Consider the following 21461-nt stretch of genomic DNA (forward strand, 5'->3'; position numbering starts at 1 on the left):
CTCGACCTGCCACCCCGCCGGGGCGGACGGGACGGTCAGACGCGGGCGACCGCGACCCTGACCTTCTGGCCGTCGCCGACCACGCCGTCCGAGCCCTCGACGACCTCACCGTAGGCGACCGACACGGCGAGCGTCTCCTCCTTCACGAACGCCTCGAACCGGCGCACCGCGGCCTCCACGGCCGGCGGCAGCTGCACCGTCAGCGCGATCCGGTCCGACACGTCCAGCCCGGCGTCCTTGCGCGCCTGCTGCACCACCCGCACCAGGTCGCGGGCGACGCCCTCGGCCGCCAGGTCCTCGGTCACGACGGTGTCGAGCACGACCAGCCCGCCGCTGTTCGGCAGCGCCGCCGTCGCGCCCTGGTCGGTGGCGACCAGCCGCTGCTCGTACTCCTCCGGGAACAGCTCGATCCCGGCGGCCACGACGCGACCGCCCACCTCCTGCCAGTCACCCGCCTTCACGGCCTTGATGACCTTCTGCACGTCCGGCCCGAGCCGGGGACCGGCGGCCCGCGCGTTGACCGCGAGCTGGAAGTGGCCGTGCGCGTCCACGTCCGTGGTGAGCTCGACCTCCTTGACGTTCACCTCGTCCCGCAGGATCCCGGTGAACGCCTCCAGCTGCGCCACCTCGCCGGAGGCGATCACGAGCTTCGCCAGCGGCAGCCGCACCCGCAGCTTGTTCGACTTGCGCAGCGACAACGCCGTGGACGCCACCTGCCGCACCTGGTCCATCGCGGCCACCAGCGCGTCGTCCGCGGGCAGGTCCGCCGCCGAGGGGTAGTCGGCCAGGTGCACCGACCGGCCGCCGGTCAACCCGCGCCACACCGACTCGGTGGTCAGCGGCAGCAGCGGCGCCGCCACCCGGCACACGACCTCCAGCACGGTGTGCAGCGTGTCGATCGCGTCCTGGTCGCCCGACCAGAACCGGTCGCGCGAGCGCCGCACGTACCAGTTGGTCAGCACCTCCAGGAACTCCCGGATCGACGCGCACGCGCCGGAGATGTCGTAGGTGTCCAGCTGCGCGGTCACCCCGGCCACCAGGTCGTGCGCCTTCGCCAGCGCGTACCGGTCCAGCACGTGCTCCGACGACGTCCGCCAGTGCCCCTCGACCCCGTCCGCGTTGGCGTACAGCGCCAGGAAGTACCAGGAGTTCCACAGCGGCAGCACGGCCTGGCGCACCGCGTCGCGGATGCCGCGCTCGGTCACCACCAGGTCGCCGCCGCGCAGGATCGGCGACGCCATGAGGAACCAGCGCATGGCGTCCGAGCCGTCGCGGTCGAAGACCTCGTTGACCTCGGGGTAGTTCTTGCGCGACTTGGACATCTTCTGCCCGTCGTCGCCCAGCACGATCCCGTGCGCCACGCAGTTGCGGAACGCGGGCCGGTCGAACAGCGCCGTGGCCAGCACGTGCATGGTGTAGAACCAGCCGCGCGTCTGGTTGTTGTACTCCACGATGAAGTCGCCCGGGTAGTGGTCCTCGAACCACTGGGCGTTCTCGAACGGGTAGTGCACCTGGGCGAACGACATCGAGCCGGACTCGAACCAGCAGTCCAGCACCTCGGGCACGCGCCGCATCACCGACTGCCCGGTCGGGTCGTCCGGGTTCGGCCGGGTCAGGTCGTCGATCGTGGGCCGGTGCAGGTCGGTCGGCCGCACGCCGAAGTCGCGCTCCAGCTCGTCCAACGACCCGTAGACGTCCACCCGCGGGTGAGCCGGGTCGTCCGACACCCACACCGGGATCGGCGAGCCCCAGAACCGGTTGCGGGAGATGTTCCAGTCGCGGGCGTTCTCCAGCCACTTGCCGAACTGGCCGTCCTTGACGTGCTCGGGCACCCAGTTGATCTGCTGGTTCAGCTCGACCATGCGGTCCTTGAACCGCGACACCGCGACGAACCACGACGACACCGCCCGCTGGATCAGCGGGTTGTCGCACCGCCAGCAGTGCGGGTACGGGTGGTCGTAGGTCTCGTGGCGCAGCAGCAGGCCCGCTTCCTTCAGGTCGCGGATGATCGGCTTGTTGGCCTCGAAGACCTGCAACCCCTCGTACGGCGGCACGTCGGCGGTGAACCGGCCGTGCGCGTCGACCGGCACGACGACCTCGATGTCCGCCGCGTCGGTGACGACCTTGTCCTCCTCGCCGAACGCGGGCGCGATGTGCACGATGCCCGTGCCGTCCTCGGTGGTGACGTAGTCGGCGGCCAGCACCTGGTGCGCGTTCTCCCGGCCCACGAAGAAGTCGAACGGCGGCGCGTACTTGCGCCCGACCAGGTCGGCGCCCTTGAACCGGGCCACGACCGGCGGCTCCTCGCCCAGCTCGCGGGCGTACGCGGGCACGCGCGCCTCGGCGAGCAGGTAGCGCTCGCCGTTCGCCTCGACCGCCACGTAGTCGACGTCCGGGTGCACGGCGGCGGCCAGGTTGGACGGCAGCGTCCACGGCGTCGTCGTCCAGACGAGGGCCAGCTCGCCGGTCTCCAGGCGCAGGCCGACGGTCACCGCCGGGTCCTGCCGGTCCCGGTAGGTGTCGTCCATCTTGGTCTCGGTGTTGGACAGCGGCGTCTCGCAGCGCCAGCAGTACCAGAGCACCCGGAAGCCCTCGTAGACCAGGCCCTTGTCCCAGAGGGTCTTGAAGGCCCACATGACGCTTTCCATGTAGTCCAGGTCGAGGGTCTTGTAGTCGTTGTCGAAGTCCACCCAGCGGGCCTGCCGGGTCACGTACTCGCGCCACTGGTCGGTGTAGCGCAGCACCGACGTGCGGCACGCCTCGTTGAACTTCTCGATCCCGAACGCCTCGATCTCGCTCTTGGACGAGAACCCGAGCTGCTTCTCCGCCTCGACCTCGGCGGGCAGGCCGTGGGTGTCCCAGCCGAAGCGGCGCTCCACGTGCTTGCCGCGCATGGTCTGGTAGCGCGGGATGAGGTCCTTGACGTAACCGGTGAGCAGGTGGCCGTAGTGCGGCAGGCCGTTGGCGAACGGCGGGCCGTCGTAGAAGACGAACTCGTTCACCCCGTTGTCCCCGGCCGGGCGCGCGTCGATCGAGGCCTGGAACGTCCGGTCGGACTTCCAGAAGTCGAGGACGCCCTCCTCGAGGGCGGGGAAGGACGGCTGGGAGGGAACGGAACCCTCGCCTGCCTTCGGGTAGGCCATCGTGCTGCTCCTCGCGTGCGTCCAACCGGCTCACGGGGACGACACGCCGGTCAGGCGCACCGCGGTACCACCCCGCTTGCCAGGGCGCGAAGGCACTGGCCTCTCTTCGACGGCTGTGACGGGCCGCTCCCGTCCGGTTCTACTGGGGCGCGCGCCCGTTCCTCCGGAGGCTCCCCGGTGATGGCCGGATCAACGCCGTGCTGCCACCCAGGGTAGCCGAACGGCGCAACCGCTTTGCGCGGGTTCCCCCTCGGGCGGGCGGGTCAGTCGGCTGCCGACCGGTCCGCGGTCCGCTTGCGGGCCGCGAGCCCGGCGTCCGGGCGGCACACCGCGCACGGCGTGAAGCCCAGGTGTCGGGCCTCGTCGACCGGCAGGCCCAGCGACGCCCGCGAGGCGAGCCAGGAGCAGTCGGCGAGGTGGTAGCGAGGACGCTCGTCCAGCACCCGGACCTCGTCCGTGAGCTCGCTCACGACCAGGGCGTCGGCCGCGTCCGCGTCCTCCTCGGCAGGCTCGAGAAGTGCCTGGTCGGGCGGACTTCGCAGGGCTTCGTCCCCGGCACCCCGCGGCGCCTCCCGCCGATCGCCGGCGCTAACCTGGTGATCAACAACTGCGGCGCCGGCAGCCCTGGCGCCCGTCCGGCGGCGAAGCCACCAGTCGAGCACCAGAACCGCGGCAGCGGCCCCGCTCGCACCCACGGACAACCAGGCCCAATGAGTCTGGGCGCTGGTCAGCGCGGGCACGAGCAACCCCAGGGCTGCCAGCACCAACAGCAGGACTATGTACAGCACGTCGAGCAGACTAGATCAGCAACGCCGATCAGCCGGCCTCAGCACGCGCCCCGAACGAGTAACCACCCTGCTGACGGCCGTCGGACGGCGCGGCGGGGCCGCGGTCCTGCAGGTCGCGCAGCGACGACTCGAGCATCGTCTTGAGCCTCGTCCGGTACTCGCGCTCGAAGGTCTGCAGCTTGTCGATCTGCTTCTCGAGCGTGTTCTTCTCCTGGGTGATGTTGCCCATCACCTCGGCGTGCTTGCGCTGCGCGTCGCGGTCGAGCGCGCTGGCCTTCTCACGGGCCTGCCGCTCCAACGTCTCGGCGCGGGTCCGCGCGTCGTTCAGCATGGTCTCGGCACGCGTGCGCGCCTCGTTGACCATCGTGTCGGCCTTGGCTCGCGCCTCGGACAACAGCTGCTCCGACTTGGTCCTGGCCTCCGACAGCATCCCGTCGGCCTCGGCCTTGGCCTCGCCGGTGAGCCGGTCTGCCATCTCCTGGGCCAGTCCGAGGACCTTGGCGGCCTGGACGTGGTGGTCGCCACCACCACCGGGCGATGTCTGCTCCAACGCCGAAGGGGGCGGCACCGGAGCGAGCCTTCGGGGCTCGTCCACGACGCGGCTCGGGCCGACGCCCGCGGCAACCTTCGCCCGGGCGTCTTCGAGGTCGGCACGCGCGGTCTCGACCTGCTGGTCGAGCTGCTCGACCTGCTGGCGCAGGTCGTTGTTCTCCTCGATCAGGCGGGCCAGTTCGCCCTCAACCAGGTCGAGGAACGCGTCCACCTCGTCCTCGTTGTAGCCCCGCTTGCCAATCGGCGGCTTGCTGAACGCGACGTTGTGCACGTCCGCGGGGGTCAACGGCATCAGATCACCTCACGCACTCCTGGGCTGTGGACATCCCTGGTCCCCTCACCTGGGATCGGCTACTCGCATCAGAATGATAACGACCAGCAACAGCACAATAATGGACAAGTCCAGTCCGATGCCGCCGATCCGCACGGTCGGGATGATCCGACGCAGCAAGCGGACCGGGGGATCGGTCACGGTGTAGACGGTCTCAAGCGCCACCGCCACCCCGCCCGCAGGCCGCCATCCCCTGGCGAAACTACGGACGAGTTCCACGACGACACGCGCCGTGAGCAGTAGCCAGAACGAGAACAACACGTAGTAGACCACGAGCCAGAGGGCATCCACATCGTCAACTGTGCCACCACTCAGCCCTGGCTGAGGAACCCGCCCTCCGCGAGTCGCCTCCGGTCCTCCGCGGTGACGTCGATGTTGGGGGGTGAGAGAAGGAACACCTTGTTCGTGACCTTGTCGATCGAGCCGCGCAGCGCGAACGCCAACCCGGCCGCGAAGTCGACCAGCCGCTTGGCGTCCGCGTCGTTCATGTCGGTGAGGTTCATGATCACCGGCGTGCCGTCGCGGTAGTGCTCCCCGATCGTCCGCGCCTCGTTGTAGCTGCGGGGGTGCAGCGTGGTGATGCGGGCGAGCGGGTTGCCCGCGGGCTCCGGGGCGGGCCGCAGCCTGCCGACGGGCTCGCGCTGCGGCTCCACGGCCAGCGCGCCGTGCGTGTCCGGGCTCCACGTCCGCCGCGGGCGGGCGCCGCGGTCGGGCTCGTAGTCGTCCGCTTCGTCCAGCTCGGCCCGGTAGCCGTTGAACGAGCGGCGACGCGCCGTGCGCTGCTCGGGGTACGCCTCGTACTCTTCCGGGTCGGCGTACTCGGACCGGTAGTCCGCGTAGCGCCGGTCGTCCTCGTAGGCGGCCGGGTCGTCGGCGTACTCGGCGGGAACCATCCCGAAGTAGGCCTTCAGCTTGTGAAACCCGCTCATGGCTCGAGCCCTTCCTCCGCCGAAATCCCCACCCGCAAGGACGTCGCGGCCGTCCCAGAGGTTCCAGACAGTTACGGCGAGGCTAGTCTCCGGCTGCCCAGCAACGCTGTTCCGACACGCACGCACGTGGATCCGTGCGCTATCGCATCCTCCAGGTCACCGCTCATCCCCGCCGAGATCACGGTGGCATCGGGATGATCGACCCGCAAGCGGGTTACCGCTTCGTATAGAGCGGCAAACGCCTGCTGTGGAGACATCCCAAGGGGTGCGACGGTCATCACACCTCGGAAAATAAGTTCACCCGAACGTGCTACGTGGTCGGCCAGTCGCGGAAGGTCACCGATGGGGTGGCCGCCGCGGGCGACGTCCCCGTCGATGCTCACCTGGAGGAGCACCTCGGTGGGTTCGGTGGCGGCCTTGGCGACGGCGTCGGCGAGCCGGACCGAGTCGACCGTGTCGATCCGGTCGGCCCAGCGGAGGACGGACCTGGCCTTGTTCCGCTGGAGCGAGCCGACCATGTGCCACGTCGCCGGCGCGTCCGGCCGCAGCTCGGCGAACTCGGCGGTCTTGCGGCTCGCCTCCTGGTCGCGGTTCTCGGCGAAGGCGGTGAGGCCGAGGTCGCTGAGGATGGCCACGTCCTCGGCCGGGAACGTCTTGGTGACGGCCAGCAACTCGACCTCATCGGGTGATCTTCCGGCGGCCGCGCACGCCTTGGCGATGCGTTCCCGGACCTCCGCCAGCGACAGGGCCAGCTCCTCGCGCCGGTTCACGGCTCCATCCAGACGACGCCCGCGAGCCGTCCCGTCCCGGGGTCGCGACGGTGGCTGAACAGGGACTTCTCCTCCACCGTGCAGCGCGGGTCGACGCCGATCCGGCCGACGCCCGCGTCGGCGAGCTGCTGCCAGAGGCCGGCGCGCAGGTCGAGGGAGGGCTTGCCGGACCGGGTCTTGGCGGCGCTGCCGGGCAGGTGCTTCTCGACGTCGTCGCGCATCGCCGCGGGCACCTCGTAGCACTGGCCGCAGACGGCCGGGCCGAGCAGGACCTCGATCCCGTCCTTGCGGGCGCCCAGCTCGACCATGCGGTCCAGGGTCGCCGTGACGACGCCGACCCGTGCGCCGACCCGTCCGGCGTGGACGGCGGCGACCACACCGGCCTCGGGGTCGCCGAGCAGCACCGGCACGCAGTCGGCGGTCAGCACGACCAGCCCGAGCCGTTCCCGCGTCGTGACCACGGCGTCCGTGGCCTCCAGCGGCTCGCTCACCGGCCCGTCGACGACCCCGACCGTCCGGCCGTGCACCTGCTCCATCCAGACCAGCCGGTCCGGGCTGAGCCCGATGCCCTCGGCCAGCCGCTTCCGGTTGGCCTCGACGGCCGCCGGGTCGTCACCGACGTGGTCGCCGAGGTTGAAGGAGTCGTAGGGGGGTTTCGACACGCCGCCTTCGCGGGTGGTCAGGACACGACGGATGCGCACCCCCCAAGCTTCCCAGACCCGAGAGTCCAACGTTCACGCCTCGTGAGTCCTACCTCCACGCGGCGAGAGTCCAACGTCCACGGCACGTGAGTCCAACGTTCAGGACACTTGAATTCAACGTTCAAGACCCCCGCGTCCGGTCCTCAGGCCGACTGGGCGGCGGCTGAGCGTTGAACTCGGGGGTCTTGAACGTTGGACTCACGACGCGTGAACGTTGGACTCTCGCGGCGTGAAGGTAGGACTCTCGGGGTCAGCGACGCATGAAGGGCGGCACGTCGACCTCGTCGTCGGGGTCGTCCGTCACCGGCACGGCCCGGTTCGGCAACGACCCGCTGGTGTTCCCCGGCACGCCCGGCGACAGCGACCTCGGCATGGTCGGCTGCGGCGTGGCGTACGGGGACTGGCCGTTGCCCTGGCCGGGCTGCGGCTGCTGCGGCACGGTCGGCCGAGGCACGACCGGCTGCTCCACCTGCTGCACGGGCTGCGGCTGGTGCTGCACGGGCTGCGGTTGCTGGACCTGCGGCACCGGCTGGGGCTGCGGGGTGTGGGTCACCTGACCCGCGGTGGCCGAGGCCACGGGTGTGCCACGCGGCGGGCTGGACAGAGCCTGGGGCTCCAGCTTCTTGTGCGTCGGCCCGCCACTGTCAAAACCCGCCGCGATCACCGTCACCCGGACCTCGTCACCGAGCGAGTCGTCGATGACCGTGCCGAAGATGATGTTCGCGTCGGGGTGCGCGGCTTCCTGCACCAGCGAAGCCGACTCGTTGATCTCGAACAGGCCGAGGTCGCTGCCGCCGGCGATCGAGAGCAGCACGCCGTGCGCGCCCTCCATCGAGGCTTCCAGCAACGGCGAGTTGATCGCCTTCTGGGCGGCCTGGACCGCCCGGCCCTCGCCTCGGGCGGAGCCGATGCCCATCAACGCGCTGCCCGCGCCGGACATGACCGACTTGACGTCGGCGAAGTCCAGGTTGATCAGACCGGGCGTGGTGATCAGGTCGGTGATGCCCTGGACACCGGACAGCAGCACCTCGTCCGCGGAGCGGAACGCGTCCATCAGCGAGACGCCGATGTCGCCGAGCTGCAGCAGCCGGTCGTTCGGGATCACGATGAGGGTGTCGCACTCGTTGCGCAGCGCCTGGATGCCCTCTTCGGCCTGCTTGGCGCGGCGCTTGCCCTCGAACGAGAACGGTCGCGTGACCACACCGATGGTCAGCGCGCCGAGCTTGCGGGCGATCGAGGCGACGACGGGCGCGCCACCGGTGCCCGTGCCACCGCCTTCGCCGGCGGTCACGAACACCATGTCCGCGCCCTTGAGGACTTCTTCGATCTCTTCGCGGTGGTCTTCGGCGGCCTTGTGGCCGACTTCGGGGTTGGCGCCTGCACCGAGGCCGCGGGTGAGTTCGCGGCCGATGTCGAGCTTCACGTCGGCATCCGACATGAGCAGCGCCTGGGCGTCGGTGTTCACCGCGATGAACTCGACGCCCTTGAGCCCGACCTCGATCATGCGGTTGACGGCGTTGACACCGCCACCGCCGATGCCGACGACCTTTATCACCGCGAGGTAGTTGTGCGGGGGCGTCATCGGTCCGCCTTCCTGATCGTGTCCGTGCTCATGTGCTGGAGTGGATGACCACCGGTGTCACAGCCCGGACGGATCTCCACCCGGATTGAAACTCTCAACCAGAGGTTCAGAGTTATGTCAACCCCGTATGTTCCTGCTGGACGTTATGCATCGCGAATGCCTCGGTCCAGCAGCCACGCCGTGTTGTGTCCTGACCGGGTGAGCGGTCCCTACTCGCCGGTCATCCCGTCGAGCAGTTCCCGCACCACGTCCAGGTGTCCCGCGTGCCGACCCGTTTCCTCGATCATGTGGATCAGCACCCAGCGCGCGGAAAGCCGATCGTCCCCGCGGAACGCCACCTCGTGGTCGAGGTCGAGGTCCGCGAGGAGTTCCCGACTCACCGTGCACTGCTCAGCGTAGTCGGCGATCAATCCCGAGATCGTCTCCCCCGGCTCGACGCGCCAATCGGCGTCCGGGTCCTCCCGGGTGTATGGCGCGCGCGAGGGCCGTCCGGACAGGGCCACCTCGAACCAGAAGTGCTCGACCCACCGCAGGTGCTTGACGATGCCCGCGGCCGTGTTGAGCTGCGAGGGGAGCACCGGGCGCGCGGCGTCCTCGGTGGACAGCCCGGCGCACTTGAACTCGATCGTGCCGCGCAGGAAGTCGAGGAAACCGGTGAGCAGGGCGCGTTCGTCACCGGTGTGCGGAAGTTGGATCCGGTTGTCCACCGGCGTCTGCGTCATGCCCGAAGTATCACTGCGGGACCACGCCGGGACGATCGACTTTCGCGGATGCGCCGTGTGGCGGGTTTCACCGCCGCCCGGGGTTTGCGAGACGCCGTCGCATTTACGAGACGGTGGGCAACTCGGGGCTGGACACGTCGAACATGGTGCCCTTGCGGGTCATCAGGACGTCCAGCACGGCGGCCTTGCGCGGGGTGTCGGCGGGCGAGCCCCAGCGGGCTTCGCGGTCGCCGCTGAGCATCAGCCGGATGTCCAGGGGTGAATCCGCGGTGACGCTCAGCACGTCCTCGCGCAACGCCTCGGGCACCTGGGTGAGCACGGACACCGCCGCCGCGACCGCGTCCGGCGACACGTTCAGCTCCGGCAGGCCGTCCGGCGGCTGCACGACGGTCGCGTAGTCCTTGCCGGTCACGTCGACCAGGTGCGCGCCCTCGGGCGCGACGACCACCGCGACCGGTTGCCGCTCGTCCACGGTGAGCCGCACGGTGCCCGGCACGACCCGCTCGACCTCCACACCGGCGACGCGCGGCAGCTCGCGGACCCGGGCGGCGACCGCGTCGACGTCCAGCCGCACCAGCGGCGTGCCGGGCTCGATCGCGGCGGCGGTGCGGACCTCGTCGACGGTGAGGTCGGCGAGGCCGAGCACCTCCACCTCGCGGACGCCGAGCGCGGGGGTGAACCAGACCGTGCAGATGACGACGGTCACGACGAACATCGCGAGGACCGCGCCGAGCCGGCGGCGGACCACCTTGCGCCGGTACCGGTCGGCCCGCGTCGGACGTCGGGTCGGGCGTCGGCGCGCCGCCGGCCGGGACCCCGGGCCACCCGGGGAGCTCGGGCGACGACGCGCCGCCTGTGTGCTCATGTCACGCCTCGCCGGCGCTCGTCGCGGCGAGGACGCCGGGTGTTCCGCTCGCGAGCCCGCTCATGCCCGGTCCAGCTCGCCGACGATCTCCGGCCCCAGCATGGTCACGTCGCCCGCGCCCATGGTCACCACCACGTCGCCCTCGCCGACCATGCTCGCGACCAGCGCGGGCACCCGGTCGAACGACGGCTCGTAGACGACCTCGCCGACGTTCAACGGCACCAGGCCCGACACCAGCGCGCCGGTGACGCCGAGCTCCGGTTCCTCCCGCGCGCCGTAGACGTCGAGCACGACGACGCGGTCGGCCGTGCCGAGCGCGGCGGCGAACTCCTCGGCGAACAGCCTGGTCCGCGAGTACAGGTGCGGTTGGAACACCACGACCAGCTTCCCGTCTCCCGCGACGGGCCGGGCGGCGGCGATCTGGGCGGCGACCTCGGTGGGGTGGTGGGCGTAGTCGTCGTAGACCCGCACGCCCCCGGCCTGACCCTTGAACTCGAACCGCCGCCGGACGCCACCGAACGCGGCCAGCCCGGCCAGCACGCCTTCGCGGTCCGCGCCGAGCTCCAGCGCCGCGACCAGGGCGGCGATGGCGTTGCCGGCCATGTGCTCGCCCGGCACGGCCACGCGCACGTCGACGACCTCACCGTCCAGCTCGACCGCGGCGATGCCGCCGGAGTCGGCTGGCCGGTAGTCGACCAGGCGGGCGGAGCCGTCGCCGGTGGCCGTGCGGCCGTACGTCCGGACCCGGATGCCGAGCTTCGCGGCCCGTTCGGCCAACGCCGCCGAGCCGGGGTCGTCCGCGCACGCGATCAGCACGCCGCCGGGCTGGACGCGTTCCAGGAACGAGTCGAACACCGCCACGTACGCCTCGACGGTGCCGTGGTGGTCGAGGTGGTCGGCCTCGACGTTGGTCACCACCGCGACCGAGGGCGAGAAGAACAGGAACGAGCCGTCGCTCTCGTCGGCCTCGGCGACGAACACGCCGCCGGTGCCCTGGTGGGCGTTCGCGCCGGACTCGTTGAGGTCGCCGCCGATGGCGAACGACGGGTCCATCCGGCAGTGCTGCAACGCGACCGTGAGCATGGACGTGGTGGACGTCTTGCCGTGCGTGCCGGCCACGCAGGCCACCCGGTGGTCGAGCATCAGCGCGGCCAGCGCCTCGGCCCGCCGCAGCACGACGGCGCCGCGGGCGCGGGCCTCCACCAGCTCCGGGTTGTCCTCGCGGATCGCGGTGGACACCACGACCGCCGTGGGCCCGTCGGGCAGTTGGTCGAGGTTCGCGCCGGCGTGGCCGACGGCGATCGCCGCGCCCTGCGCGCGCAGCGCGAGCACGGTGCGCGAGTCCTTGGCGTCCGAGCCGGACACCTGCGCGCCCCGGGCGAGCAGGATCCGGGCGATGCCGCTCATGCCCGCCCCGCCGATGCCGACGAGGTGCACGCGGTCCAGGACGTCGCTCACTTCTCGATCACCTCGAGCACGATGCGGGCCAGCACCTCGTCCGCCTCGCGGTGGCCGGTGCTCAGCGTGGCCGTGGTCATCGCGGCCAGCCGGTTGCGGTCGGCGACCAGCGGGACCACGTTCGCCGAGATCCACTCCGGCGTCAGCTGCTCGTCGGGCACCAGCAGGCCACCGCCGGCGGCGACCACGGGCCCCGCGTTGAGCGACTGCTCGCCGTTGCCGATGGGCAGCGGCACGAACACGGCGGGCAGACCCACGGCGGACACCTCGGCCACCGTCATCGCGCCGGACCGGCACAGCACCGCGTCCGCCGCCGCGTAGGCGAGGTCCATGCGGTCCAGGTACGGCACCGGCACGTACGGCGGCGCGCCCGGCACCGACTGCACCGCGACCGTGTTCTTGGGCCCGTGCGCGTGCAGCACGCCGATACCGGCCTGCGCGAACGCGGACGCGGCGCCGGACACCGCGTTGTTGATCGACCGGGCGCCCTGCGAGCCGCCGAACACCAGCAGCGTCGGCGCGGTGGGGTGCAGCCCGAAGTGGGCGCGGGCCTGCTGGCGCAGCTCGGCGCGCTTGAGGGAGGTGATCGAGTAGCGCAGCGGGATGCCGATGATCTCGGCGTCGGTCAGGCCCGAGTCGGGCACCGCGGCGGCGACCCGGGCGGCGAACTTCGCGCCGACCTTGTTGGCCAGGCCCGCCTTGGCGTTGGCCTCGTGCACGACGATCGGCACCCGGCCGCGCGCGGCGAGGTAGGCGGGCAGCGCCACGTAGCCGCCGAAGCCCACCACGACGTCGGCGCGGACCCGTTCCAGCACCTCACGGGTGTGCTTCACGGCGCCACGCACCCGCAGCGGCAGCTTGAGCAGGTCCGGCGTCGGCTTGCGCGGCATGGGCACCGGCGGGATCAGCTCCAGCGGGTAGCCGCGAGCGGGCACGAGTCTGCTCTCCAGGCCACGCTCTGTGCCGAGCGCGACGACCCGCGCGTCGGGCCGAAGCCGCATGACCGCGTCGGCCAGGGCCAGGGCTGGCTCGATGTGCCCGGCGGTGCCGCCTCCGGCGACCACCACGCACGGTCCGGCCTGCTGGGGAACCCCGGTCACGCATTTCCTCCTCGCGTCGGTGTACCGCTGTCCGGTACCGCTAACGCCCGTCACGCCGCCTGGACCGCGCGTCCCGGTCCTGGCCGGCCTTTCGGGATTCGCGACGACGGTACTCCGACGGCGGAGCGTGACGGCCGGCCATCCTCCGCTCGTCCACGGGCGGCGGGGCGGCCTTGCGGCCGCGGGGTGGCGGCGACGGCCGCACGGGACGCCGCTTCGGCGGCGGCTTGTAGACCACGGGCGCGGGCAGCTTCAGCACGCCGCCGACCCGGCCTGGTCCGAGGGACCGCAACGCCGAGACCGCTTCCGGCTCGTGCCGCGCGCAGTTGGCGAGGATGCCGAACACGAACATCGTCGTGACGACCGACGTGCCGCCGGAGGAGATCATCGGCAAGGTGATGCCGGTGACCGGCAGCAACCGCACGACGTAGCCGATGTTGATCGCGGCCTGCGCGACCAGCCACACCGTCAGCGTCGCCGACACCATGCGGATCCACGGGTCGGTGTTGCGCGCCGCGATCCGCAGGCCGACCACCGCGAGCAGGGCGAACAGGCCGAGGACCAGGACGCAGCCGATGAAGCCCAGCTCCTCGCCGATGACGGCGAAGATGAAGTCGCTGTGCACGTTCGGCAGGTAGCGCCACTTGGAGCTGCCGTTGGTGAGGCCCTTGCCGAAGAACCCGCCCTCCGCCAACGCGTACATCGCCTGCAACGCCTGGAGGCCGGAGCCCTGCGGGTCCGCTTCCGGGTTCAGGAAGGTCTGCACGCGTTCCAGCCGGTAGTCCGCGCCGAGCGCCAGCACCAGCGCGCCGGTGACCGCGCCGATCGCGATGATCCCGAAGATCCGCGCGGGCGCGCCGACGAACCACAGCAGGCTGATCAGCACGACACCGAGCGTGATCGTGCCGCCGAGGTCGGGTTGCAGCATCACCAGCGCGAACACCAGCATCGCCACCGGCACGACCGGGACCAGCAGGTGCCGGTACTGGTCGAGCAGGGCGCGCTTGGTCACCAGGACGTGCGCGCCCCACAGCGCGAGGGCGAGCTTCGCCGGTTCGATCGGCTGGAACGAGGCCGGTCCGACCTTGAACCAGGACTGCGCGCCGAAGTCCGTCGTCCCCAGCGGGGTGAGGACCAGGACCAGGAGGATCACGCAGACGAGCATCGCCATCGTGCTGCCGTGCCGGATCGTGCGCAGCGGTACGCGCAGGACGACCAGGAAGACGACCGCGCCGACGCCCACGTACAGCAGTTGCTTCTTGAACACGCTGTAGGCCGACGCGCCGACCGCCACCTCGCCCGGCGCGGACGCGGACAGCACCATGATCAGGCCGAGCACGGTCAGCACGCCGAAGATCGCGAGCAGCAGGTGGAAGTCCGCCAGCGGACGACCCAGCCAAGCGGTCAACGACGTCCGCACCGCGCGCTTGGCGCGCGGCGCCCTGGGCGGTCGCTCCCCCACCGGCTTCCGGTCCACCGCAGTCATGCGCCCATCGTCTCCCGCGCGAGCCGGTGAGACGCGCCTATCGGCCGCGTGTCAGCGAGATTCATCCCCGCTTGACACCGGCCAGGAAGAGCGCCATGGCCCGGCCGTCGAACTCCAGGACCGGCCCGGAGGTGTTCTTGCTGTCCCGGACCCGGAACGCGTCAGCCGAAACGGCCACCTCGACGCAGTTGCCGCCCGCGCCGTTGCTACGGCTGCTCTTGCGCCATATGGCCACCTCGACGCAGTTGCCCGTGCCGTTGCTGCGGCTGCCCTTGCGCCACTCCGACCACATCGCGTTCTCCTCGGCCGAGCTAGAGGTCTCCGATCGCCCGCCTGATCAGCGCAACCGACTCCTGTGGGTCGAGGGCCGTGGCTCGCAGGTGATCCATCACCAGGCTATACCGCTCGACCTCGGCGGCTTCGTCCAAATATAGGCCACCGGTCAGGTTGTCGATGTAGATGACGCTCGGCAAGTCCACGAACTTGAGCATGGTGAAGGCAGTTCCCATCGCCATGTGTTGTCCTTTGCCGAATGGCAGGACCTGCAAGGTCACATTAGGCAGTTCAGCCAGCTTGAGCAGGTGCACGAGCTGCTCCTCCTGCACATCCCGACCGCCGACCGACCGCCGGAGGGCCGCCTCGTCGAGGATCGCCCACACGGCGAGCGAGCCGTCCTCGACCCGGCGCTGGCGGGTTTGACGCAATTCGACTCGCTTGTGGAGCACGTCGTCGGTCGCGTCCGGCGTTCGCGCGCGCATGACCCACCGGGCGTAGGCCGGGGTTTGGAACAGGCCCGGGATGAGGTCGATCTCGAAGGTGTCGATGGCGACCGCTTCGGACTCCAGGACCACGTACTCGGAGAACCAGTCGAACAGGACATCGCCGTACACGTGCCACCAGCCGCGCTTCTTCGCGACCTTGGCCAACCGCAGCAACCAGGCGGTCTTCTCGGCATCGGCCCCGTAGAGATCGGCCAGCGCCCGGGTGTCTACTATGGACACACCGGTGTACGCGGACTCGATGCGGCTGATCTTCGACTTCGAGTAACCCAGGTTCTCGACCACGTCGTCGAAGTCGAGCCCTGCCTCTTCGCGGAGTTGGGTCAGCGCGCTCGCCAGGACGCGCCGCCGGACTCCCGGGCCTTGGTTCTGCGGCATGGTGCGACATTAGCGGGAATCAGGACCACTGATCGGGTGAACTTCTGCGGATATGCAGATTGCCGTGTTGCACCACAGATCGCTGAGGTGCACCTTTGCCCGCATGACCTCCGCTGCGCTTGCTCGCGCCCACCACCTGCTGAACCAGGACATGCTCGGCTACCTGGACACCGTCGAGCTGCTGACCACCGAGCACGACACCGACGACCAGACCGTGCTCGCGGTCGCGCGCACCGAAGTCCCGCGCCTGGTCGCCGCCCTGCGCGCGACCCTGACCACCCACAAGGCCGACACCGCCGGCCAGTGCCTCACCTGCCGCACGACCTGGCCGTGCGCGGTGATCGACGCCGCCCACGCCTACCTGAAGGACCCGGACAGCATCTACTCGATCCACTCGACCTACCCGGCCTGACCGACCAGGCCCAGCACGGCATCGGCGAACGACTGCCCCCGGTGGGCGTAGTCGGTGAACATGTCCATCGACGCGGCAGCCGGGGCGAGCACCACGGCGTCCCCCGGCTTCGCCAGCGAACGGGCCTCGCGCACGGCGTCGGCCATGGACCCGTCGTCCAGCACCACCACGGGCACGGACGGCGCGTGCCGGGCCAACGCCGACGCGATCACCTCGCGGTCCGCGCCGATCAGCACCGCCCCGCGCAGCCGGTGGGCCTCGTCACGCACCAGCTCGTCCACCGACGCGCCCTTGAGCAGCCCACCGGCCACCCACACCACGCTGTCGTGCGACCGCAGCGACGCCGCCGCCGCGTGGGGGTTGGTGGCCTTCGAGTCGTTGACGTAGGCGACGCCGTCGACCGTCGTCACCAGCACGGCCCGGTGCGCCCCGGGCTTGAAGTCGCGCAACCCGCGCGCCACCGCGTCGGCGGGCACGCCGTGCGCACGGGCCAGGGCCGCCGCCGCCAACGCGTCCGCGATGCCGGGCGGCCCGCCGGGGTGGACGTCGGCGACGGGCAGCAGCACCTCGTCGGCCTGCCCGAACGCCCGGTCGACCAACTGGCCGTCGTGGACGCCGAGCTGGCCCTCCTCCGGCGACCCGAGGGTGAACCCGACGTGCGTCGCGGCCGGGGACGAGGCCAGCAGGTCTGCCACCACGGGGTCGTCCACCCCGCCCACGGCGACCTCGCCGGTCAGCACACCGGCCTTCGCCGACGCGTACGCCTCGAACGTGCCGTGCCAGTCGAGGTGGTCCTCGGCCAGGTTCAGCAGCACCCCGGCGAACGGCCGCACGGACGGCGACCAGTGCAGCTGGAAGCTCGACAGCTCCACCGCCAGCACCCGCCGACCGGCCAGCAGGGCGTCCACCACGGGCAGGCCGACGTTGCCGCACGCCACGGCGTCGATGCCGGCCGCCCGCAGGATCGACTCCAGCATCCCGACCGTGGTGGTCTTGCCGTTCGTCCCGGTCACGGCCAGCCACGTCGGCGGGTCGGCCAGCTCCAGGCCCATCCGCCAGGCCAGCTCGACCTCGCCGATCACCTCGATGCCCGCCGCCGTCGCCGCCTCCAGCAACGGGCTGGACGGACGCCACCCCGGGCTGGTGACGACCAGGTCGGTCCCGTCGGGTGGGGTGACCAGGCCGGGTGTCAGCGTCACCCCGGGCAGCAGCTGCTCCAGCGCCGCGAGGCGGTCGGCCGAGCCGTCGGTCACGGTGACGACGGCGTCGGCCGCCAGCAACGCCTCCGCCGCCGACCGGCCGGTCACGCCGGCGCCGGCCACGAGCACGTGACGACCTGCGAGGAAGCCCATCGTCAGCTCTCGACCGCGGTCAGCCACTCGCTGTAGAACAGGCCGAGCCCGAGCATGCAGCACATGCCCGCGAGCAGCCAGAACCTGATGATCACCGTGGTTTCCGCCCACCCGGCGAGTTCGAAGTGGTGGTGGAACGGCGCCATGCGGAACAACCGCCGTCGTGACGTGCGGAAGACCGCGACCTGCAGCACCACCGACAAGGCCTCGACCACGAACAGGCCGCCGATGACGACCATCAGCAGCTCGGTGCGGGTGGCGATGGACAGGCCGGCGACGAGGCCGCCCAGCGCGAGCGAGCCCGTGTCACCCATGAAGATCTTGGCGGGCGCGGCGTTCCACCACAGGAAGCCGATGCAGCCGGCCATCGCGGCGGCGGCGACCAGCGCCAGGTCCAGCGGGTCGCGCACGTCGTAGCAGCCGGCCACGAGCAGGTTCGAGCAGTTGTAGCGGAACTGCCAGAAGCTGATCACCACGTAGGTGCCGAGCACCATCGCGGACGTGCCGCCGGCCAGGCCGTCCAGGCCGTCGGTCAGGTTCACCGCGTTCGACCAGGCGCTGATCGCGGCGTAGCAGAACACCACGAAGCCGACGACGCCGAACGACACCACGCTGATGTCGCGCACGAACGACAGGTTCACCGAGGCCGGCGTGTACCCGTCCCGGTTCGGGAACTGGATCACCAGCACGGCGAAGATGATCGTGGCGACGAACTGGCCGACCAGCTTCGCGGTCTTGTTCAGGCCCAGGTTGCGCTGCTTGCGGATCTTGATGAAGTCGTCCAGGAAGCCGACCACGCCCAGCGACGTGGTCAGCATCAGCACCAGCAGGCCGGACGCGCTCGGCGTCTGGTCCTGCGCGGACGCCGACATGGAGTTCACCAGGTGCGCGCCGAGGTAGCCCGCCCACATCGCGACCAGGATCGCGACGCCACCCATGGTGGGCGTGCCGCGCTTGGTCTTGTGGCTCTGCGGGCCCTCTTCGCGGATCTCCTGGCCGAAACCCTGCCGGGAGAAGATCTTGATCAGGTAGGGCGTCAGCATGATCGACGTGATCAGGGCGATGGCCGCCGCGATCAGGATGCTCTTCACTTGCTGCCCGCCTCCAGGAGAGCCTCGGCAACCCGCCACAGGCCGTATGAGTTGGATGCCTTCACCAGGACGACGTCACCGGGCCGCACCTGGTCGCGCAGCAGCTCGACGGCCGCCGTCACGTCGGGCACCAAAATCGCTTCTTCGCCCCAAGATCCTTCCAGGTGCGCCCCTTGGTGCATCGCGCGGGCGTCCTGACCGACCACGACCAGCTTGTTGATGTCCAAGCGGACCGCGAGCCTGCCGATCTCGTCGTGCGCGCGGATCGAGTCCGCGCCCAGTTCGGCCATCGGCCCCAGCACCGCCCAGCTGCGGCGGGCGGGCGTGGCGGACCGGGAGATGGTGGCGAGCGACTTGAGCGCCGCGCGCACCGACTCCGGGTTGGCGTTGTACGCGTCGTTGACGACCGTCACACCGTCGGGACGTTCGGAGACCGCCATGCGGTGCGCGGACACCCGTGCCGCGGCGCCGAGGCTCTCCGCGACCTGCGCCGGGGTCGCGCCCAGCTCGATGGCGATGGCGGCGGCGGTCAGGGCGTTGCCGACCTGGTGCGGCCCGTGCACGGCCAGGCGGACGTCCGCCTCGCCGACGGGCGTGACCAGGGTGAAGCGGGCGCGTGCCTGCTCGTCCAGCTCGACGCCCTTCGCGCGGACCTGCGCGGACGGGTTCTCGCCGACGAGGACGACCTTGGCCTTCGTGCGGCCGGCCATGCCCGCGACCAGGGGGTCGTCGGCGTTGAGGATCGCGATGCCGTCCTCGGGCAGCGCCTCGACCAGCTCGCCCTTGGCCAGGGCGATGTTCTCCCGGGAGCCGAACTCGCCGACGTGCGCGCTGCCGACGTTCAGCACCGCGCCGACGCGGGGCACGGCGACCCGGCACAGCTCGGCGATGTGGCCGATGCCGCGCGCACTCAGCTCCAGGACGAGGAACCGGGTGTCCTCGTCGGCCCGCAACGCCGTCCAGGGGTGGCCCAGCTCGTTGTTGAACGACCCCGGCGGCGCGATGGTCGGGCCGAGCGGGGCCAGCACCTGGGCGATGAGGTCCTTGGTGGACGTCTTGCCGGACGACCCGGTGACGCCGACGACGGTCAGGTCCTCCAGCCGGTCCGTGACGTGCCGGGCCAGCTTGGCCAGGGCGGTCAGCACCGCCGCGCCCGCGCCGTCGGTGTCGCCGGACAGCACGTAGGCGTTGCCCTCGGCCCGGTCGACGGGCGGCGCGATGACCGCGGGCGCGTCGACCTCCCGGCCCGCGAGCACGCCGACCGCGCCCCGCTCCACGGCCTGGGCGGCGAAGTCGTGGCCGTCGACGCGCGCGCCGGGCAGCGCGAGGAACAGACCGCCGGGGGTGATCTCGCGGGTGTCGAACTCGACGCTGCCGGTGACCACCTCGGCGCCGGTGGCGTGGTGCAGCGTGCCGCCGACGACCTCGGCGATCTCGGCGAGGCTGAGCTGGATCACCGGGTGGCTCCTCTGATCGCGTCGGTCAGTGCGTCCACGTCGGAGAACGGCTGCACGACGCCCGCGACCTCCTGGCCGGTCTCGTGGCCCTTGCCCGCGACCACGACGACGTCGCCGGCGCGCGCGAGGGACACGGCGTGCTCGATGGCGCGGCGGCGGTCGCCGATCTCCACGACCTCGCCGCGCTCGGCGTCGGGCACGGCCAGCGCGCCGTGCAGCATCGCGGCCCGGATGCGCGCCGGGTCCTCCGTGCGCGGGTTGTCGTCGGTGACGATCAGGACGTCGCTGCGCCGCGCGGCTTCCTCGCCCATGAGCGGGCGCTTCGCCGTGTCGCGGTCACCGCCGCAGCCCAGGACCGTGATGACGTGGCCGGTGGCGCGGGCGCGGACCGCCTGGAGCGCGAGGGCGACGGCGGCCGGCTTGTGCGAGTAGTCGACGACGGCGGTGAAGTCCTGGCCCTCGTCGACGCGCTGCATCCGGCCGGGCACCTGCACGGTGCGCAGGCCCTCGCGGACGGCGTCGAGCGGGATGCCCCGCACGTGCAGGCAGGCGATGGCCAGCAGGGCGTTGGCGACGTTGAAGTCGCCGGGCAGGCTCAGCTCGACGTCGAGCGTGACGCCGTCCGGGCCGTGGGCGGTGAACGTCTGCTCACCGGTGGCGGAGACGGTGACGTCGGTGGCCGTCCAGTCGGCGGGCTTCGTGGTCGCGACCGTGACGGTGGCGTCCTTGACCAGGCGAGGGCCCCACTCGCCGTCCACGCAGACCACCTCGGTGCGGGCCCGGCCGTCGAACAGCTCGGCCTTGGTCCGGAAGTAGTCCTCCATGTCCGGGTGGAAGTCCAGGTGGTCCTGGGAGAGGTTGGTGAACGCGCCGATCGCGAACCCGACACCGCCGACCCGGCCCAGGCGCAGGGCGTGGCTGGAGACCTCCATGGCCACGTCCGTGGTGCCGCACTCGACCATCACGGCCAGCAGGGCCTGCAGGTCGGGGGCCTCGGGGGTGGTGAGGGCGCTGTCGAGCCGGTTGCCCGCGACGCGCGTCTCGACCGTGCCGATGAGCCCGGTGGCGCGACCGGCGGCCCGCAGCGCCGACTCGATCATGTAGCTGGTGGTGGTCTTGCCGGAGGTGCCCGTCACCCCCCACACGGCGAGCTCGGTGGACGGGTCGCCGTACACGCCGGAGGCGAGCAGCCCGAGGACCGCCCGGGGGTCCGGGTGCACCAGCACGGGCACGCCGTGGACCTTCGCCGCTCCTTCCGCGTCGGTCAGCACGGCCACCGCGCCGTTCTCGACGGCTTGGGCGGCGAAGTCGGCGCCGTGCACCCGCGTGCCCGGCAGCGCGGCGAACAGGTCGCCGGGTCGCACGTGCTGGGCGCGCAAGGTCACGCCGCTGACCTGGACGTGCGCCCGGTCGGGGGCGGTCAGGTGAGCGTCGATGGTCGTGGCGAGCTCGGACACGGCAACGGGCTGGGTGCGGGAAGGGCGAGGCGGAGCGGTCGCGACCTTGCCCTCGAGCTTGGCAGGCACGCGCGGAAGGCTACCGGCGCACGGAGAGTGTTCGTCCGG

Annotated in this window: 20 protein-coding genes; 1 reads left to right on the forward strand and 19 read right to left on the reverse strand. The window is 71.3% G+C overall.

The window, feature by feature from the left end:
- Positions 1–35: 35 nt before the first annotated feature.
- From ileS to IOD16_RS28735, 15 genes are all read right to left on the reverse strand, one after another.
- Positions 36–3143 carry an isoleucine--tRNA ligase gene (ileS, locus tag IOD16_RS28665; protein ID WP_201436843.1) on the reverse strand — a complete coding sequence of 1036 codons (3108 nt, stop codon included), beginning with the start codon at positions 3141–3143 and terminating at the stop codon, positions 36–38.
- Positions 3144–3406: 263 nt separating this feature from the next.
- Positions 3407–3931: a hypothetical protein gene (locus IOD16_RS28670; RefSeq protein ID WP_201436844.1), complete on the reverse strand. Its 525-nt coding sequence runs from the start codon at positions 3929–3931 to the stop codon at positions 3407–3409.
- A 28-nt stretch (positions 3932–3959) separates the two neighbouring features.
- Positions 3960–4775, reverse strand: coding sequence for a DivIVA-like cell division protein Wag31 (wag31, locus tag IOD16_RS28675; protein ID WP_073899667.1), 816 nt, complete (start codon positions 4773–4775; stop codon positions 3960–3962).
- 45 nt (positions 4776–4820) lie between these two features.
- On the reverse strand, positions 4821–5105 hold the full coding sequence (locus IOD16_RS28680) for a YggT family protein (protein WP_033437765.1): 285 nt from the start codon (positions 5103–5105) through the stop codon (positions 4821–4823).
- 20 nt (positions 5106–5125) lie between these two features.
- Positions 5126–5743: a cell division protein SepF gene (locus IOD16_RS28685; RefSeq protein ID WP_123746114.1), complete on the reverse strand. Its 618-nt coding sequence runs from the start codon at positions 5741–5743 to the stop codon at positions 5126–5128.
- 71 nt (positions 5744–5814) lie between these two features.
- Positions 5815–6513 (reverse strand): YggS family pyridoxal phosphate-dependent enzyme, encoded by a 699-nt coding sequence (locus IOD16_RS28690; protein WP_201436845.1) that lies wholly within the window; start codon positions 6511–6513, stop codon positions 5815–5817.
- On the reverse strand, positions 6510–7214 hold the full coding sequence (gene pgeF / locus IOD16_RS28695) for a peptidoglycan editing factor PgeF (protein ID WP_123746112.1): 705 nt from the start codon (positions 7212–7214) through the stop codon (positions 6510–6512). The genes IOD16_RS28690 and pgeF overlap by 4 nt, the downstream gene beginning before the upstream one ends.
- A gap of 250 nt (positions 7215–7464) precedes the next feature.
- Complete coding sequence (gene ftsZ, locus IOD16_RS28700; RefSeq protein WP_201436846.1) at positions 7465–8796, reverse strand: cell division protein FtsZ; 1332 nt, start codon at positions 8794–8796, stop codon at positions 7465–7467.
- A 209-nt stretch (positions 8797–9005) separates the two neighbouring features.
- Positions 9006–9518 (reverse strand): DinB family protein, encoded by a 513-nt coding sequence (locus tag IOD16_RS28705; protein ID WP_201436847.1) that lies wholly within the window; start codon positions 9516–9518, stop codon positions 9006–9008.
- A gap of 103 nt (positions 9519–9621) precedes the next feature.
- Positions 9622–10266 (reverse strand): cell division protein FtsQ/DivIB, encoded by a 645-nt coding sequence (locus tag IOD16_RS28710; RefSeq protein ID WP_236594441.1) that lies wholly within the window; start codon positions 10264–10266, stop codon positions 9622–9624.
- Between the two features lie 177 nt (positions 10267–10443).
- On the reverse strand, positions 10444–11841 hold the full coding sequence (gene murC / locus IOD16_RS28715) for a UDP-N-acetylmuramate--L-alanine ligase (protein WP_201436849.1): 1398 nt from the start codon (positions 11839–11841) through the stop codon (positions 10444–10446).
- A complete protein-coding gene (murG, locus tag IOD16_RS28720; protein WP_442978065.1) occupies positions 11838–12941 on the reverse strand; it encodes an undecaprenyldiphospho-muramoylpentapeptide beta-N-acetylglucosaminyltransferase in 1104 nt (367 codons plus the stop codon). Before murG ends, murC begins: the two co-directional genes overlap by 4 nt.
- Before the next feature lie 40 nt (positions 12942–12981).
- Positions 12982–14427 carry a putative lipid II flippase FtsW gene (ftsW, locus tag IOD16_RS28725; RefSeq protein WP_201436850.1) on the reverse strand — a complete coding sequence of 482 codons (1446 nt, stop codon included), beginning with the start codon at positions 14425–14427 and terminating at the stop codon, positions 12982–12984.
- A gap of 61 nt (positions 14428–14488) precedes the next feature.
- On the reverse strand, positions 14489–14719 hold the full coding sequence (locus tag IOD16_RS28730; RefSeq protein ID WP_201436851.1) for a DUF397 domain-containing protein: 231 nt from the start codon (positions 14717–14719) through the stop codon (positions 14489–14491).
- Positions 14720–14738: 19 nt separating this feature from the next.
- Complete coding sequence (locus IOD16_RS28735) at positions 14739–15584, reverse strand: helix-turn-helix domain-containing protein (RefSeq protein ID WP_201436852.1); 846 nt, start codon at positions 15582–15584, stop codon at positions 14739–14741.
- A 103-nt stretch (positions 15585–15687) separates the two neighbouring features.
- Here IOD16_RS28735 and IOD16_RS28740 point away from each other — a divergent pair, with 103 nt between their 5' ends.
- The gene (locus IOD16_RS28740; protein WP_201436853.1) at positions 15688–15996 is read left to right on the forward strand and encodes a hypothetical protein; all 309 of its coding nucleotides are present in this window, start codon (positions 15688–15690) and stop codon (positions 15994–15996) included.
- Here the strand turns inward: IOD16_RS28740 and murD are convergent.
- Genes murD through IOD16_RS28760 form a run of 4 tightly spaced genes read right to left on the reverse strand, consistent with a single transcriptional unit; the run spans position 15984 to position 21422 of the window.
- Positions 15984–17348, reverse strand: a complete 1365-nt coding sequence (murD, locus tag IOD16_RS28745) for a UDP-N-acetylmuramoyl-L-alanine--D-glutamate ligase (protein WP_201441616.1) — start codon at positions 17346–17348, stop codon at positions 15984–15986. The two genes, IOD16_RS28740 and murD, sit on opposite strands and share 13 nt — an antisense overlap.
- Before the next feature lie 2 nt (positions 17349–17350).
- The gene (gene mraY / locus IOD16_RS28750) at positions 17351–18439 is read right to left on the reverse strand and encodes a phospho-N-acetylmuramoyl-pentapeptide-transferase (protein WP_123746101.1); all 1089 of its coding nucleotides are present in this window, start codon (positions 18437–18439) and stop codon (positions 17351–17353) included.
- The gene (locus IOD16_RS28755; protein ID WP_201436854.1) at positions 18436–19896 is read right to left on the reverse strand and encodes a UDP-N-acetylmuramoyl-tripeptide--D-alanyl-D-alanine ligase; all 1461 of its coding nucleotides are present in this window, start codon (positions 19894–19896) and stop codon (positions 18436–18438) included. The genes mraY and IOD16_RS28755 overlap by 4 nt, the downstream gene beginning before the upstream one ends.
- Complete coding sequence (locus tag IOD16_RS28760) at positions 19893–21422, reverse strand: UDP-N-acetylmuramoyl-L-alanyl-D-glutamate--2,6-diaminopimelate ligase (RefSeq protein WP_236594442.1); 1530 nt, start codon at positions 21420–21422, stop codon at positions 19893–19895. Before IOD16_RS28760 ends, IOD16_RS28755 begins: the two co-directional genes overlap by 4 nt.
- Positions 21423–21461: the final 39 nt, after the last annotated feature.

The organism is Saccharothrix sp. 6-C (assembly GCF_016695385.1).
In the GTDB taxonomy this organism is placed as follows: Bacteria; Actinomycetota; Actinomycetes; order Mycobacteriales; family Pseudonocardiaceae; genus Actinosynnema; species Actinosynnema texasense.